Origin of the sequence: Microbacterium aoyamense (genome assembly GCF_023155855.1) — a bacterium.
GTDB lineage: Bacteria > Actinomycetota > Actinomycetes > Actinomycetales > Microbacteriaceae > Microbacterium > Microbacterium aoyamense.
In genome coordinates this window covers 45,808-61,188 of the sequence record NZ_JAKNUT010000002.1, presented here as the reverse complement: position 1 = coordinate 61,188, position 15,381 = coordinate 45,808, and the positions used below count along the sequence as shown (strand labels likewise).

General features: G+C 69.7%; 14 protein-coding genes. 4 read left to right on the top strand and 10 right to left on the bottom strand.

Going from position 1 to position 15,381, the window contains the following annotated elements; translation table 11 throughout:
- Positions 1–54: 54 nt before the first annotated feature.
- The gene (locus tag MA876_RS19290) at positions 55–996 is read right to left on the bottom strand and encodes an FKBP-type peptidyl-prolyl cis-trans isomerase (RefSeq protein ID WP_248147288.1); all 942 of its coding nucleotides are present in this window, start codon (positions 994–996) and stop codon (positions 55–57) included.
- 173 nt (positions 997–1,169) lie between these two features.
- Between MA876_RS19290 and MA876_RS07045 the strand changes: the two genes are divergently transcribed.
- Positions 1,170–1,871, top strand: a complete 702-nt coding sequence (locus tag MA876_RS07045) for a lysophospholipid acyltransferase family protein (RefSeq protein ID WP_248147990.1) — start codon at positions 1,170–1,172, stop codon at positions 1,869–1,871.
- A gap of 303 nt (positions 1,872–2,174) precedes the next feature.
- Here the strand turns inward: MA876_RS07045 and MA876_RS07040 are convergent, their stop codons facing one another.
- Positions 2,175–2,645: an OsmC family protein gene (locus MA876_RS07040; RefSeq protein ID WP_248147286.1), complete on the bottom strand. Its 471-nt coding sequence runs from the start codon at positions 2,643–2,645 to the stop codon at positions 2,175–2,177.
- Between the two features lie 53 nt (positions 2,646–2,698).
- Here MA876_RS07040 and MA876_RS07035 point away from each other — a divergent pair, with 53 nt between their 5' ends.
- Entirely contained in the window at positions 2,699–3,688 is a 990-nt protein-coding gene (locus MA876_RS07035) for an asparaginase (protein ID WP_248147284.1), read from the top strand.
- 56 nt (positions 3,689–3,744) lie between these two features.
- Complete coding sequence (ald, locus tag MA876_RS07030; protein ID WP_248147282.1) at positions 3,745–4,860, top strand: alanine dehydrogenase; 1,116 nt, start codon at positions 3,745–3,747, stop codon at positions 4,858–4,860.
- A 50-nt stretch (positions 4,861–4,910) separates the two neighbouring features.
- Here the strand turns inward: ald and MA876_RS07025 are convergent, their stop codons facing one another.
- The 5 genes from MA876_RS07025 to MA876_RS07005 all read right to left on the bottom strand — a co-directional run bounded on the left by MA876_RS07025 (position 4,911) and on the right by MA876_RS07005 (position 12,184).
- Positions 4,911–6,449: an APC family permease gene (locus MA876_RS07025; RefSeq protein ID WP_248147281.1), complete on the bottom strand. Its 1,539-nt coding sequence runs from the start codon at positions 6,447–6,449 to the stop codon at positions 4,911–4,913.
- Positions 6,450–6,520: 71 nt separating this feature from the next.
- The gene (locus MA876_RS07020; protein ID WP_248147280.1) at positions 6,521–9,304 is read right to left on the bottom strand and encodes an ATP-binding protein; all 2,784 of its coding nucleotides are present in this window, start codon (positions 9,302–9,304) and stop codon (positions 6,521–6,523) included.
- Positions 9,305–9,370: 66 nt separating this feature from the next.
- On the bottom strand, positions 9,371–10,282 hold the full coding sequence (locus MA876_RS07015) for a PP2C family protein-serine/threonine phosphatase (RefSeq protein WP_248147279.1): 912 nt from the start codon (positions 10,280–10,282) through the stop codon (positions 9,371–9,373).
- A 63-nt stretch (positions 10,283–10,345) separates the two neighbouring features.
- Positions 10,346–11,338, bottom strand: coding sequence for an aldo/keto reductase (locus tag MA876_RS07010; RefSeq protein WP_248147278.1), 993 nt, complete (start codon positions 11,336–11,338; stop codon positions 10,346–10,348).
- A gap of 63 nt (positions 11,339–11,401) precedes the next feature.
- Complete coding sequence (locus MA876_RS07005) at positions 11,402–12,184, bottom strand: large exoprotein (RefSeq protein WP_248147277.1); 783 nt, start codon at positions 12,182–12,184, stop codon at positions 11,402–11,404.
- Between the two features lie 176 nt (positions 12,185–12,360).
- Between MA876_RS07005 and MA876_RS07000 the strand changes: the two genes are divergently transcribed.
- Entirely contained in the window at positions 12,361–12,828 is a 468-nt protein-coding gene (locus MA876_RS07000) for a DUF4282 domain-containing protein (protein ID WP_248147276.1), read from the top strand.
- Positions 12,829–12,832: 4 nt separating this feature from the next.
- On the opposite strand, the gene MA876_RS06995 is transcribed toward MA876_RS07000, so the two are convergent.
- The 3 genes from MA876_RS06995 to atpD all read right to left on the bottom strand — a co-directional run bounded on the left by MA876_RS06995 (position 12,833) and on the right by atpD (position 15,357).
- Positions 12,833–13,582, bottom strand: coding sequence for a YaaA family protein (locus MA876_RS06995; RefSeq protein WP_248147275.1), 750 nt, complete (start codon positions 13,580–13,582; stop codon positions 12,833–12,835).
- A 66-nt stretch (positions 13,583–13,648) separates the two neighbouring features.
- Entirely contained in the window at positions 13,649–13,909 is a 261-nt protein-coding gene (locus MA876_RS06990; RefSeq protein ID WP_248147273.1) for a F0F1 ATP synthase subunit epsilon, read from the bottom strand.
- The gene (atpD, locus tag MA876_RS06985; RefSeq protein WP_248147271.1) at positions 13,909–15,357 is read right to left on the bottom strand and encodes a F0F1 ATP synthase subunit beta; all 1,449 of its coding nucleotides are present in this window, start codon (positions 15,355–15,357) and stop codon (positions 13,909–13,911) included. Before atpD ends, MA876_RS06990 begins: the two co-directional genes overlap by 1 nt.
- Positions 15,358–15,381: the final 24 nt, after the last annotated feature.

The window sequence follows — 15,381 nt, the reverse complement described above, 5'->3', positions numbered from 1 at the left end:
AAACGCCTCGCGCCGCCCTGGACTGACCAGGGCGGCGCGACGGAGGGATGCGGGTCAGCCCGCGGCGGGCTCGGTCGAGATGATGTTCACGACGAAGACGAGGGTCTCACCGGCGAGTTCGTGCTCGCTCGAACCCGCTTCGCCATAGCCGCATGCCGGGGCCATCGACACGAGCACCGTCGAGCCGACCTTCTGGCCCTCGAGCGCGCGCTGGAATCCGGTGACGACGCCCGTCGTCGCAAAGGTCGCGGGCTCACCGCGGTCCCAGCTCGAATCGAACACCGAGCCGTCGCTCCACTTCACGCCGGCGTAGTCGACGGTCACATTGTCGCCCTCTTCGACGACATCGCCGTCACCCTCCGTGAGGACCTCGAGCTGCACACCCTCCGGTGCATCCGCGTCGGGGATGGTCACAGTCGGGACGCCATCGGCCGAGAATTCGACCGAGGCGAAGTCGTCGCCGGGCTCGGTCACGGCGCACCAGGCGTCAGCCGCGGTGACATCGAGGACGTCGATGACATAGACCTGAGCACCGCCGGAAGAGCTCGCGGGCACCGCCAGGACGATGCGGGAGCCGGCCGTCGCGCAGCCGAAGAACTGATCGGGGCCGGTGCCGACGCCGATCGGCATCGCGGGCAGCGGCGCATCGCCGAAGCCGCCGGACTGCAGCTCTTCACCCGTCGTCGCGTCGAAGACCGCGAGTGCGTACGAGACGTAGTCGCCGTCTGCGATCTGGGCGCCGTCACCTTCGATCGCCACCGTGCGCTCCAGAGTCGACACCTCGAGCGGGGCGGTGAACTCCGCGGTGGCGGACTCCCCCACTTCGCCCGAGACGGTGATCCCCTCGACGACGTCGCCAGCGGCCACGGCGGACGCGCAGAGGTCCGAGCCCGCGGTCGCCGTGGGCGTGGACGAAGGCGATGCCGAAGTGCAACCGGCGAGGAGAACGGCCGCCACGGCGGCCAGAGTCAGAGCGGCGAGCGGACGAATGCGCACGGAGGAACCTCACGAAGGAATCGGGGATGAACCCCCATCCTCCCCCATGAATCCTCTGTCCCTGCTGGGAATCGGCCATGCCGATATCGGAATGAGATCGGGAGTAGCCTCGACGGGTGACTTCTGCGCCCGATCCCGAAGCGGTCGCGTCGGCCCCCGAGCCCGCGCGGAAGATGGGCGCCACCTATGCTCTCGGCCGCTCCCTGATCACGCCGCTCGCCCGGCTGATCTATCGTCCGCACGTCGAGGGCAAGGCGAACGTGCCTAAGACCGGGCCGGTCATCTTCGCGAGCAATCACCTGTCGTTCATCGACTCGATCGCGATCCCTGTGGCGGCGCCGCGACCCGTGCACTTCCTCGCCAAGTCGAGCTACTTCGAAAAGCCCTTCTCGCGATGGTTCTTCACGTCGATCGGCGCGATCGCGGTCGACCGCGGCGCGGGTCAAGCGGCGCTCGACGCCCTCGATCAGCAGAAGCGACTCCTCGACGAGGGCCGTACCGTCGCCCTGTATCCCGAAGGCACACGCTCCACCGACGGTCGCCTGTACAAGGGCCGCACCGGTGTCGCGTTCCTCGCACTGCAGACCGGAGCACCTGTCGTGCCGGTCGGGCTCATCGGCACGGACCTCGTGATGCCCGTCGGCGCGTCGATGCCGTCGCTCAAGCACCGCATCACGGTCAAGTTCGGCGAGCCGCTCGACCTCTCGGACCACGGCGCCGCAGCATCCGGCAAGGCCCGCCGTCTCGCAACGGACGAGATCATGGCCGCGATCCACGCCCTCTCGGGCCAGGAGCTCGCCGGCGCCTACAACGAGGTCCCCGCGCAGGGCACCATCGAGCGCATCAAGCAGGTGCTCCCCCACGAGCGCGTCTGACCCCGTTCGCCGGCTCGCTCGCTCGAGCGCCACGTCCGGGCATCGGCCCTGTTCCAGGATCTGGCGATCGGCGCCCGGAACGTTCCTGAGATGAAGGACATGCCGCGGCGCATGGCCGCACAGCGGACCCGCGGGGCTCGGAACGATCGCACGCGACGGTTCAGGAGCACGCCGCGATGGACCGAGTCCCTGCGACGGACGTCTGTGTGGCAGATCGGAGGAGAATTGCCGGCCCATCGCGTCGCAGTGGGCTGGTGCGGGCGGAACTCCTACGGTTTCCGACGAGGACCGTCGGCACTGATTTCAGGCGACAGCGATCGTCGGCTCGTGCCGCACGGGGAAGTTCACCGAGTTCGCGATGAAGCACCATGCGTGGGCCTGCGCGTGCGCGGCGGTCGCGGCATCCACCATCGACTCGTCGGCGACGACGACCTGCGGCCGCAGGACGACCTCCTGGAACGCACCGCCCCCTCTGCCGTCCTCGCGCATGACTCCGGACGCCTGGTCGGTGTAGCCCACGACCACGACACCGGCCGTCACGCACGCGTGCAGATACGACAGCAGGTGGCACTCGCTGAGGGCGGCGAGCAGGAGGTCTTCGGGATTCCAGCGCGAGGGATCGCCGCGGAAGGGCTTGTCGGATGACGCGAGCAGAGCGGGCTTGCCGTCGATCTCGATCGTGACCGCGCGGTCGTAGTCGCGATAGCCCGATGTCCCGGTGCCGCGGTCGCCGGTCCATTCGGTCCGGACGGAGTATCGATGCTCACCGAACATGCGCAACAGTCTGTCATGAGGGTCGGAGCCCGGCCCGGCGGTAGGCTGGCTCCGTGCCGCAGACCTTCGCCACGACGGGTGCCGTCGAGCTCGCCGTCGTCGAACGCAGCGGCTTCGTGGAGTCTCGGCACGCGGGCATCGCGATCGTGCTGGCGCCTGACGGCTCGGTCGCCGCTCAGCTGGGCGACCCCTCGTCGCTCGTCCTTCCGCGCTCGAGCCTCAAGCCCCTCCAGGCGCTCGCGTGCGCGACCGCCGGCGTGACGCTCGCGGGCGAGCAGCTCGCTCTGTCGACCGCGAGCCACTCGGGCACCGACCGGCACGCGACGGTCGTCCGCGACATCCTGCACGGCGCGGGCCTGGCAGAAGACGACCTGGGGTGTCCCCCCGCGTGGCCGAGCGATCAGGCGACGCGGGACGAGGTCGTCCGCGAACTCGGCTCGCCCGAGCGCGTGCGCATGAACTGCTCGGGCAAGCACGCCGCGATGCTCGCCGCGACGGTCGCGAACGGGTGGGATGCCGCGACCTACCTCGATCCGGAACATCCGCTCCAGATGCACATCCGCGAGGTCATCGAGCGACTCACCGGTGAGAAGATCGCCGCGACGGCCATCGACGGCTGCGGCGCACCGGTCTACGCGATGACCCTCTTCGGCCTCGCGCGCGCGATCCAGCGGATCGGCTCGTCGTCGACCTCGTCGCCGTTCGCGCTGCACCGCACGGCCGGTCTGCTCGTGCAGGCCGTGCGCGAGAACCCGTGGGCGATCGACGGCCCGGGACGGCCCGACACGATCGTGATCGAGCGCCTCGGGGTCTTCGCCAAGGGCGGCGCCGAAGGCGTCATGATCATGGTCGCGCCTGACGGAACGACCGTCGCGCTCAAGATGCTCGACGGGTCGGGACGCGCGGCGACCGCCGTCGCGCTGCGTCTGCTGGAGCGCACAGGCGCCCTCGCCTCATCCGACGTCGCCGACGCGATGTCGAGACTTCCGCTGTCGGTGCTCGGCGGCGGCGAACCCGTCGGGACGATCCGTCCCGCGTTCTAGAGGCGCTCCCACGAGGAGCCGATGCGCTCCAAAGGCGGAGCGGAAAGGATGACACGATGAGGATCAGCGTCCCCACCGAGGTCAAGAACAACGAGTACCGCGTCGCGCTCACGCCCGCGGGCGTGCACGATCTCGTCGCCGCCGGTCACGAGGTGTTCGTGCAGCGGGGTGCGGGCATCGGCTCGTCGATGCCGGATGCCGAGTACGAGTCCGCCGGCGCCACGATGCTCGACGACGCGGCCGACGTGTGGGCGCGCGCCGAGCTGCTGCTGAAGGTCAAGGAGCCGATCGCGAGCGAGTACGGCTACTTCCGCGACGACCTCGTGCTGTTCACCTACCTCCACCTCGCCGCCGATCGTCCGCTCACGGATCGCCTCGTCGCCGACCGCGTGACGGCGATCGCCTACGAGACCGTCCAGCTCGCGGGCGGCGGACTCCCGCTCCTCGCGCCCATGAGCGAGGTCGCCGGCCGCCTCGCGCCGACGGTGGGCGCCGCGACCCTCATGCGCTCGGCAGGCGGGCTCGGTCTGCTCATGTCGGGTGTGCCCGGCACCCGTCCCGCTCAGGTGACGGTGATCGGCGGCGGCGTCGCGGGCGCGAACGCGGCGGTCATCGCCGTCGGGCTCGGCGCCGACGTGACGATCTTCGACACGAACGTGCAGCGCCTGCGCTACCTCGACGACCACTTCCAGGGGCGCGTCAAGACCGCGGCATCCAACCCCCTCGATCTCGACCGCGCCGTGACGGGCTCCGATCTCGTCATCGGCTCCGTGCTGATCCCCGGTGCGAAAGCACCGAAGCTCGTGACGAACGACATGGTGGCACGCATGCGGCCCGGTTCCGTGCTCGTCGACATCGCGGTGGACCAGGGTGGATGCTTCGAAGACACGCACCCGACGACTCACGCCGAACCGACTTTCCCGGTGCACGGCAGCATCTTCTACTGCGTCGCCAACATGCCCGGGGCCGTGCCGAACACGTCGACCTCGGCGCTCACGAATGCGACCCTGCCCTACATCCGCCAGATCGCACGCCATGGGTGGCAGACGGCGCTGCGCGCCGACCCGGCACTCGCGGCAGGCCTCAACACGCACGGCGGTGCGGTCGTCAACGCGGGCGTCGCGACCGCCCACGGGCTCGCCCTCGGTTCGCTCGACGGCATCCTGGTCTGACGGAACGCTCGGAGCGCGTGGGTTCGCTCCGACCCGCTGTTCGCGAAACGCTACGCCAGGCCGCCGTCGACCGAGCGCGAGTACTCGGCGGGGTCTTCGGGCACCAGCACGGGCGTGTCGCGGTTGAGGCTCTCGCCGCGGAAGAACGGCTTGGATGCCGGGAACGCGAACCACAGGAACATGAGCAGCACACCGAAGGCGAGCGCGCCGATGCCGAGCACGAACGTGCCTCCGATGCCGAGGAGAACCGTGTAGCCGTAGTCGACGTCGTACATGTCGATCGCCGACTGGATGAACGCATACGTGAGCATCCCGGCGCCGAGGAGCGGGAAAAGGAAGCGGTAGAAGAAGTTCCGCGCCGACGTGAAGGGCTCCTTGCGGAAGTACCAGACGCACGCGTACCCGGTGATGGCGTAGTAGAACGCGATCGCGAGACCGAGCGAGAGGATCGAATCCTGCAGGATGTTGTCGCTGATGAGCGACATGCCGACGTAGTAGACGATCGCGACGATGCCCATCACGAGCGTCGAGAACGAGGGCGTCTTGTACTTCGGGTGGACCGTGGAGAAGCGCTTCGGCAGGGCTCGGTAGGCAGCCATCGCGAGCGTGCCGCGCGCTGTCGGAAGGATCGTCGTCTGGGTGGACGAGATCGCCGAGATCATGACGGCGACGACGAGCAGCCACCCTGCGGGGCCGAGCAGGCCGTCTTTGATCGCGAGGAAGAAGTCGTCGGCGTTGGCCTCGTTGCCCAGACCCGTGCCGGTCTCGCCCAGGCCCGCGTACATCATGGCCGCGATCGTGACGCCGACGTAGGTGACGAGGAGGATGACCGTCGTCAGCAGCGCCGCACGCCCCGGGATGCGCTTGGGGTCCTTCGTCTCCTCGTTCAGAGCCAGGCAGGTGTCCCACCCCCAGTAGATGAACAGTGCGAGCAGGATGGCCTCGGTGAAGCCGGACCAGTCCGTGAAGCCGAAGGGGTTGAACCACGCCCAGTCGAACGGCGTCGGGTCGGGTGCGGTCCCCGCGAAGAAGTGCCAGAGGGCCGCGACGACGAAGATGGCCAGCGCGAGGTACTGGAATCCGAGCAGGATGTTCTGGATCTTCTCGCCGATCTCGACGCCGCGCCAGCTCACATAGGTCATCGCGGCGATGAAGACGACGCCCGTCGCCGTCACGAGGAAGTAGTTCTCGGCGAGCGAGCCGTCGCCGAACAGCGACCAGAAGTAGATGCCGGCGATCTGCGCGAGGTTGGCGAGCACGACCATGCCCGCGACGGCGACGCCCCATCCGCCGAGCCAGCCGACCCACGGACCGAACGCCTTCGTGCCCCACGTGAAGGTCGTGCCGCAGTCGGGCACGTCGTTGTTCAGCTCTCGATAGGCGAAGGCGATGAAGAGCATCGGCACGAACGCGATGACGAAGGCGATGGGTGCCTGCGCGCCGACTGCGAGCACGACGAAGCCGAGTGTCGCGACGAGCGAGTACACCGGCGCCGTCGATGCGAGGCCGATGACGGTCGACCCCCACAGTCCGAGCGTGCCGGCGGCGAGTCCCTTGCCTTCGGGTCGGTCAAGGTTGATGGTTGCCATGCCCTGAACGTAGGGTCAGGCCCCGGAGCGGGTCAAGGGCGACGCGCGCGACGGACCGCCCGGACGTGTCGTCACGAGAGGACGATCCGGACAGCATCACCGCCTGCGCTGAGCAGCCACGCGCGACCACGGCCGTGCTCGGCATAGGGCGGCAGCTCGCGCGATGCGCTCAGCACGCGGTACTCGGCGGCGCAGCTCGTGTCGATCACGAGATCGTGGTCCGCTCGCACGGACGCCAGGAGACGCCAGTTCGCCTGCCACTCGTCGGGGTCTCCGGCGAGCACGACGGGGCCGTCGGCGGTCACGGACGGGTCGTCGACATACTGCGCGAGAGTCAGCGACCGGATGCCGCGCTCCGCCCAGGCGGCGAGAACCGCGCGCGCACTCGACGCTCGACGCGTCACGAGCCCGGTGAGCGGCGCCGAAGGCACCCACACGGAGTCGCGGTCCGCCTCTTCGCGCTCTGGTGTGTCGGTCCAGGCGGTCTGCACGGCGAGACCGCCGAATCGACCGCGACCCGGCGGCGCGTCGGGCGCGTAGTGCAGAGGGTCTCCACCCGCGGCGAGGTGTTCCGCGCGGGATGGGGTGGCCAGCACGAGTCGCTTGGGCAGCAGTTCGCCCAGTCGTGCGGCGGGCCCCGAAAGCCGCTGTGCGGACGCGACGATCAGGATGCCGGCGTCGCCCGCTCCCCGGAGGATTCGCTCCAGGCGTTCGACGAGCGCCTGTGCATGATCGGGAGTCAGCCGCGAGGGCAGCGCATCCAGATCGTCGATCAGGACGACGGTTCCGGGCGCCGGGGACTCCTCGACCAGCGCGGCCACGGCATCCCACGCACCCTCCCCCGACGCAGGGACGCGGACGACCGACCTCGCCTGACCGCCCAGAGTGCGGAGCACCGTCGACCGGCCCGCGCCCGCCCCGCCGACGACGAGGAGCCCACGATCGGAGACATGCACCCCGATGGACCGCTGACGCTGCCGATCGGGCTCGTCCGCGAGACCGAGGAGGAGTTCGCTCGGCCCGGCACTCGGCCCGAGCTCATGCAACGCGATCCGCACGGGCAGGTCTGGCAGCCACGGTCGTCGCGGGGCCGGCCCGACGTCGCGGCTCATGACGGCGACGACGTCATCGGCTGTGGAGAGGGCGATCCGCACCCGCTGCGGCACGGCGTCCGACCCGCGCCGCACGTACGCGAGCCCACGGCCCTCGACGGTGCCGGGAAGCCGCGCGGCATCGTCCGTCCCGATCACGGCTCGGCTGTCCGCGGAATCCGTGACCCGCAGGCTCACGCGCAGCGGACAGTTCGCGAGCAGACTGTCGCGCACGACGCCCGCGATGCGCTGCGTGCCGAGCACCAGATGCATGCCCAGCGCGCGCCCGCGCGCGGCGACATCGCCGAAGACGGCGTGCAGCTCGGGGTGGTCGCCGAGCAGTGCCGCGAACTCGTCGACGACGATGACGAGCCGCGGCATCGCGACGCGCGGGTCCAGGATGTCGCGCGCGCCGAACCGGGCGAGTTCGGACTCGCGCCACCGCACTTCGGCGCGCAGACTCTCGATCGCGCGCCGGGCACCGGACCCGTCCAGGTCGGTGATGACGCCCGTCACGTGCGGGAGCCCGCGCAGTCCGTCGAAGGCCGTGCCGCCCTTGAAGTCGGCGAGCAGGAAGCTCACCTCGTGCGTGGAGTGCGTCGCCGCGAGAGCCAGGACCCACGTGATGAGCAGCTCGCTCTTGCCCGACCCCGTCACGCCCGCGACCACGGCGTGCGGGCCGTCGACGACGAGGTCGACGAGGGATGCCACGCCACCACCGCGGCCGATGGCCGCAACGAGGGAGCCCGGACGTGCGATCGGGGCGCCCGCGATCGACTCCGCGAAGGCGACCGGCTCATCGAGAGCACCAGCGGCTCCGAACGTGCGCTCCGCGAGAGCCGAGAGCGCGGCGGCGGCTTCGATCGCCTGATCGAGGCCGATGCCCTCGACCGCCAGCGGCACGACCGAGCCCCCGCTGTCCAGAGCCGCGCGGGCGGGGCTGTGCACCGTGAGGATCGCGGCGCACTCGGGCGGAGTCGGCGCGTCGGCGTCGACGCGTGCGATGACCACGTCCGCCGAGGGGGCGAGCCCCATCGCGAGGGCGATGCCCGTCGTCGCCGCGCGGTGCGGCAGGGCTTCGGCCCATTCGCACCCCGCGGGGAGCGCTCCGACCAGACGCAGCTCACCCGGGGGCAGGGAGAGGCACATCTGCAGCACGAGAGCGCGCTGCACGGCAGCCGCGACTGCCGTCCCGCCGCGGATCGCGACCCCCGCGCGAAGCGGGATCACGACCGGTGCACCGCTCAGTCGCGCGGCGCGAGCGCGCAGGGTCGCAGCATCCGGATCTCCTGCCCCGCCCGCGATCCGCAGACCGCTCGCGGCGTCGCCGGCCCCCACGACCAGCGCGTCGCCGCGGCCGGGCACACTGCGCCAGACGCCTCCGTCGCCGACGAGGAACGATGCCGCGTCAGGATGCAAGGACCATCGCCGACGTCGCTCCCCCTCGTGCCGGGCGTCGACGACGGCGCTTGCGCGCACCCGGGCTGCCGCAGCCACCTTCGCGGCCCGCGTGCGCTCACGTGACGCGGCCCTGCGCCCGTCCACGATGCTCGCGACCGCGATGAGAGGACCCAGCGCCGCGAGCAGGAGGGAGAGCACGGATCCCGTGACGAGCCACAGCGCGACCGCGCCGATGATCGGCACCATGGAGGCGACGAGAGGAAGCGGAGGTCGCGGCGGTGGCTCCCACGCGTCGGGAAGCGGTGGAATCTCCGACTCGTCGTCGAGCAGGCGTGGCTCGGTCGGATCGAGGGTCTGATGCACGCATCCAGTCCACACAGAACGGACGCGCGCTGCGCCCCGGACGCCCGGGACTGCGGAGAACCGCCGTCAGACCTCGTCTGTGGAGGAGGCGTCGAGAGGCTCGGTCGCTGTGCGCTCGGCGGGCGCCGTCTCCTCCGTGGCCTCTGCCGGCTCGCCGGACTCGCCCTCGCGGGCGACATCGAGCACGATGATCGTCACGTTGTCCCGACCGCCGTTCTCGAGCGCCGCCTCGAGCATCGCCGTCACGGCGTCGGCAGGGTCGGCGTTCTCGGCGAGGAAGTGCTGGATGCCGTAGTCGGTGAGCTCCTTCGTGAGCCCGTCCGAGCAGATGACGAAGCGATCCCCGTCCACGACGTCCAGTCGCACGTAGTCGGGCGTCACGCCGTCGCTCGGTCCGACGGCGCGCGTGATCACGTTGCCGTACGGGTGGTTCTCGGCCTCTTCGGGGCTCAGTCGCCCTGCCGCGACCAGCTCCTGCACGACGGAATGGTCGGTCGTGATCTGGTCGATCACGCCGTCGCGCACGAGATAGACGCGCGAGTCCCCGATGTTCAGCGTCACCCAGTGCGGGACGTGCTGCGACGCATCGAGGAAGACGCCGGTCACCGTCGTGCCGGTGCCGTCGTCGGTGGTCTCGGGATGCGACGCGATGTCCTTCACGGCGCGTGCGAGCGCTTTCTCGATCGCCTTCGTCGAGACGTGTCCATCGACGAGGCCGCGCAGTCGGTCGACCGTGCTGGCGCTCGCGATCTCGCCGCCGATGTGGCCGCCCATGCCGTCCGCGACGATGAAGAGCGGATAGGCGGCGAGCACGGCATCCTGGTTCGAATCGCGTCGCCGGCCCGTGTGGGTGACGGCCGCCCAGGTGAGCGTGAGGTCGCCGTCGGGCAACGAGACGGACCGCGAATGGGTGGATGCTTCGGCTACGCCGCTCCTCCCCGTCACCGCGTCTTCGTGATCCACGGCATCGGGATCCACGTGCTCACATACTAGTCGGTTCACCGGCCGCGCCTCCGGTCGCCCCCACCGGCGACCGCCTCGTCACACCTTCGCGCCGGGATCCTGCGGCAGCGGGAACAGCGCGTCGATGGCGGCGAGGTCGTCAGATCCCGGCGTCCATGCCGTCGCCGCAGCGGCGTTCGCCTGCACCTGATCAGCGGTCGTGGCACCCGCGATGACGCTCACGAGACCCGGCTGGGCGAGGAGCCAGCCGAAGGTCGCCTCGAGCATCGTGATGCCCCGGTCGTCGCAGAACGCCTGGTACGCCTCGAGTGCATCCCAGGGCGCCTCCTGCCAGACGTGCTGGCGCTGGCGCATGATGCGGGTGTCCGACGGCGCGTGATCGCGCGTGAACTTGCCCGTCAGCAGGCCGTTGTGGAGCGGGAAGTACGGGAGGAATCCGAGACCGAACCTGCGGACGGCCGGCAGCACATCGCGCTCAGCCGCGCGCGCCAGCAGGCTGTAGTGGTTCTGCGCGCTGACGAACGGGACGCCGGCGCGTTCTGCGGCGACGTAGTGCGCCTCGGCGATCTGCCACCCGCTGAGGTTCGAATGCCCGATGTAGCGCACCTTGCCCTCCCGGACGAGATCGGCGAGAGCGTCGAGAGTCTCTTCGATCGGCGTGTCCGGGTCGGGCACGTGCAGTTGGTACAGGTCGATCCAGTCGGTCTGCAGGCGCGTGAGCGAGCCCTCGACTGCCCGGCGGATGTAGGAGCGGGATGCCTTCGATCCCGAGTCGGGATACCCGATCTCGCGCCCCGAGTGACCGAACTTCGTCGCCAGCGTCACGCTGTCCCGACGGCCCTTGAGCGCCTCGCCCATGAGGGTCTCGGAGTCTCCGGCATCCTTCCCGTACATGTCTGCCGTGTCCAGGAAGGTCACGCCCGCGTCGATCGCCGCATCGAGGACGTCCTTCGTGCCGGCGAGCGTCTCGGTGCGCGTGCCCTCGCGACCGAAGTTGTTGCAGCCGAGGCCGGTGGCCGAAACGAGAAGACCGGACGCGCCGACGCGGCGCAGCGGGATGAGGGAAGTCATGCTTCCACGCTAGACGAGGCGATGCCCCTCCGCGGTCGGCGGAGGGGCATCGTCGTTGCAGGATCAGGCCTTGGGCGGCTCGGGCGCTGCCGGCGGTTCGGTCGGCGGCGTCGTGGGCGGCTCGGGCGCTGCCGGCGGGGCTGCCGGCGGTGCCGTCGGAGGCGCGGGCGGCTCGACGGGCGGCTGAGCAGCCGCGGGCGGAGCGGCTGCCGGCGGAGCAGGCGGCGGCGTGTAGCCCGCGGGCGGCGCCGGCGGTGCGGTGTAGCCGGTCGGGGGCTGATAGCCCGCGGGCGGCGGGTAGGCGCCGGGCGCGGGAGGAGCGGCGACGGCCTGGTCGGGCTGGACCGGAATGCCCTGCCACACCGTGGTGTCCTTCAAGAAGGAGTTCCGCCACGGCGACGGCGCGATGTTGGGGTTCCACGGCGCCTTGTCGAACGCGACGATCGCCAGCCAGATGAGCGTGCCGACGCCCGGGATCAGCCAGAGGAGCAGCAGCGGCCAGTCCTTGCCGGCCTTGAGGCCAACGCGCCATGCCGACAGCACCCACGCGGCGAGGCCGACGAGGCCCAGGAGCCAGCCGATGACCGGAATCTGCCCGAGCAAGCCGGCCACGAGGATCGCGCCCAACATCACCCACGGCGACAAGTCGCCGAGCTTCGCGACGATCATCGAGTTGTAGACAGGCACCCAGGCACGCCACTTGCCCTGGACACCAGCCTTCTCGAACAGCTTCATCAGGAAGATGGCACCGACGATGTAGAACGCGATGCCGACGATGAAGAGGATCGGGATAAGGACCAGATACAAGGCGAGCAGACCGCCCGTGCCGTAGTCGTCGTAAGTCATGAAGCGCGTCCCCTCGGAACGATTGCGACGCACAGCGCCGGCGCGCCCTCGGCCCGCGTCCCACATGCTATCGACGGACCCACCTCCGTGTCAGCAGGCGCGGCGAGGATGGTGACGCCTGCAGACCATGGATAGCCTGACGAGTACGGACTCGTCCGATCCTCGGAAGGAAACCCATGAGCGACACCCCTCCCCCCGTTCCGCCGCTTCCCTCGCGTCCCGCCGCCGAAGCCGCCGCCGCGGCCCCCGCCTACGATCCCTCGACGGACCCCGACGACACGGGAGTCCCGACGTCGCTCCACGGCGAGATCGACGACATCGGCCGCGGCTTCTTCCGTGCGCTCTTCGACATCTCGTTCCGCACGTTCATCACGCGTCGGCTTGCGAGCGTCTTCTACCTCGTCGGTCTCATCGCGATCGGCATCGGCTTCATCGTCTGGTTCGTCAGCGGCATCTTCCGCGGAATCGGCGCGCTGTGGATCAACCCGGGCGCGGGCATCTCGCTCATCATCGCGACGATCATCCTGGTGCCGATCCTCTCGTTCCTCGCGATCATCACGCTCAGGTTCGTGATCGAGGGCATCGTGGCCCTCATCGCGATCGCCGAGAACACCGAACGGACCGCCGAGAACACTCGGCGCTGACCGGTCAGGCGAACAGCTCCAGCTCGCCGGGCTTGCCTTCGCGAACGCGCATGCCCGCGGCATCCGCCCATTTCACGAATCCCGCACGTGACGCGACGCGTGGGCGGTTCTGCGCGAGACGGCGGACGAGCGCGCCCTTCGCGTGCTTGTTGAAGTGGTTGAGAGCGCGCACGGCACCGTCGGGGCCATGCGACACGACGCGCACGTAGACGGACGCCACGTCCTCAGGCACGGGCCCGAGCGCCACATATGCCTCCGAGCGCATGTCGAGGACGAAGGGGATGGATGCCGCCGCCAGCGCGTTCTTCACGGCGTCCGCCCACACGCGCGTCAGCGCCGGCACCTCCGGCAGAGACGCGCCCGCACCCAGTCGATAGGCGGGAATGCGGTCGAGCGCGCCGACGGGGCCGAACGGCGCGGAGTGGATCATGACGTGGCGCCCCAGCCAACGGCGGGACGTCGCGTCGAGGGATGCCGCATCCAGCGCGTCGTAGAGCACGCCCGTGTAGCGGTCCACAGCCGGCATCGTGGGTGCTTCACGGATGCCCGCATTCACCGCGATCTCGTCGAGCTGCCTGGGGCTGAGTTTGAGAACGCGCGTCGCCGCCTTCGGATCGGCCGAGAGCGCCACCAGGGCGTCGACGACCTGCGAACGCTGCGGCGCGAGGGACGGCAGGGCGAGAGCGTCGACGTCGAGCACGCGCTTCGAGCCGCCCGGGCGCTTGGTCTCGGACGGCGGCAGCAGGATCAGCATGGGGGTCCTCGGAGACGCCGTACGCCGCCCGGCGGAGCCGGACGGCGTACGGAATGATCGCGTGGGTCAGTTCACGAGTGAGGCGTTGCCCGCCACGATCGAGAGCTCGTCACCCTCCATCGACAGGAAGCCGTCCTCGGCGTTCGCGATGATCTTCTCGCCCGAGGTCTGGGTGATGCGCACCTGTCCCTCGGCGAGGATCGCGAGCACGGGCTCGTGACCCGACATGAAGCCGATCTCGCCCAGGACGGTCTTGGCGACGACGAGCGACGCCTCCCCCGACCAGATCTCGGCGTCCGCCGAGACCAGGCTGACGTTGATCGGCATCAGCCGTTCTCCTTCTGGATCTTCGCCCACTGCTCCTCGACGTCCGAGATGCCACCGACGTTGAAGAAGGCCTGCTCGGCGACGTGGTCGAAGTCACCCTTGACGATCGCGTCGAACGACTCGATGGTCTCCTTGATGGGAACCGTGGAGCCCTCGACACCGGTGAACTTCTTCGCCATGTAGGTGTTCTGCGAGAGGAACTGCTGGATGCGACGGGCGCGCGACACGACGATCTTGTCCTCTTCGGACAGTTCGTCGACACCGAGGATCGCGATGATCTCCTGCAGTTCCTTGTTCTTCTGGAGGATCTGCTTGACGGCGGTCGCCACGCGGTAGTGGTCCTCACCGATGTAACGCGGGTCGAGGATGCGGCTCGTCGACGTCAGGGGGTCGACGGCCGGGTACAGACCCTTCGACGCGATCTCGCGCGAGAGCTCGGTCGTCGCGTCGAGGTGCGCGAACGTCGTCGCCGGGGCGGGGTCGGTGTAGTCGTCAGCCGGCACGTAGATCGCCTGGAGCGACGTGATCGAGTGACCGCGCGTCGAGGTGATGCGCTCCTGGAGCACACCCATCTCGTCGGCGAGGTTCGGCTGGTAGCCCACGGCCGAGGGCATGCGGCCGAGGAGCGTCGAGACCTCGGAGCCCGCCTGCGTGAAGCGGAAGATGTTGTCGATGAACAGCAGCACGTCCTGCTTCTGCACGTCGCGGAAGTACTCGGCCATCGTGAGGGCCGAGAGGGCGACGCGCAGACGCGTTCCCGGCGGCTCGTCCATCTGGCCGAAGACGAGCGCGGTCTTGTCGAAGACACCCGCCTCCTCCATCTCGGCGATGAGGTCGTTGCCCTCACGCGTACGCTCACCCACGCCGGCGAACACCGACACGCCACCGTGGTCCTGCGCCACGCGCTGGATCATCTCCTGGATGAGGACGGTCTTGCCGACGCCGGCGCCGCCGAACAGGCCGATCTTTCCACCCTGCACGTACGGGGTGAGCAGGTCGATGACCTTGATGCCGGTCTCGAACATCGTCGTCTTCGACTCGAGCTGGTCGAAGTTCGGCGCCTTGCGGTGGATGCCCCAGCGCTCGGTGACCTCGATCGTCTCGCCGGGCTCGGCGTTGAGGACGTCGCCCGTGACGTTGAAGACCTTGCCCTTGGTGACGTCGCCGACGGGGACCGTGATCTGGTCGCCCGTGTCGCGCACCTCCTGGCCGCGGACCATGCCGTCGGTCGGCTTGAGCGAGATGGCGCGGACGAGGTCGTCGCCCAGGTGCTGCGCGACCTCGAGGGTGATCTCGGTCGACTCGCCGTCGACCGTGATGGTGGTCTTGAGCGCGTTGTAGATGTCGGGGATCGAGTCGTGCGGGAACTCGATGTCGACGACCGGGCCGGTGACGCGCGCGACGCGCCCGACGACCGCGGTACCGGTCTTCTCTGCGGTGAGGCTCATGGCTTCATCCTCTTTCGTGTGGTC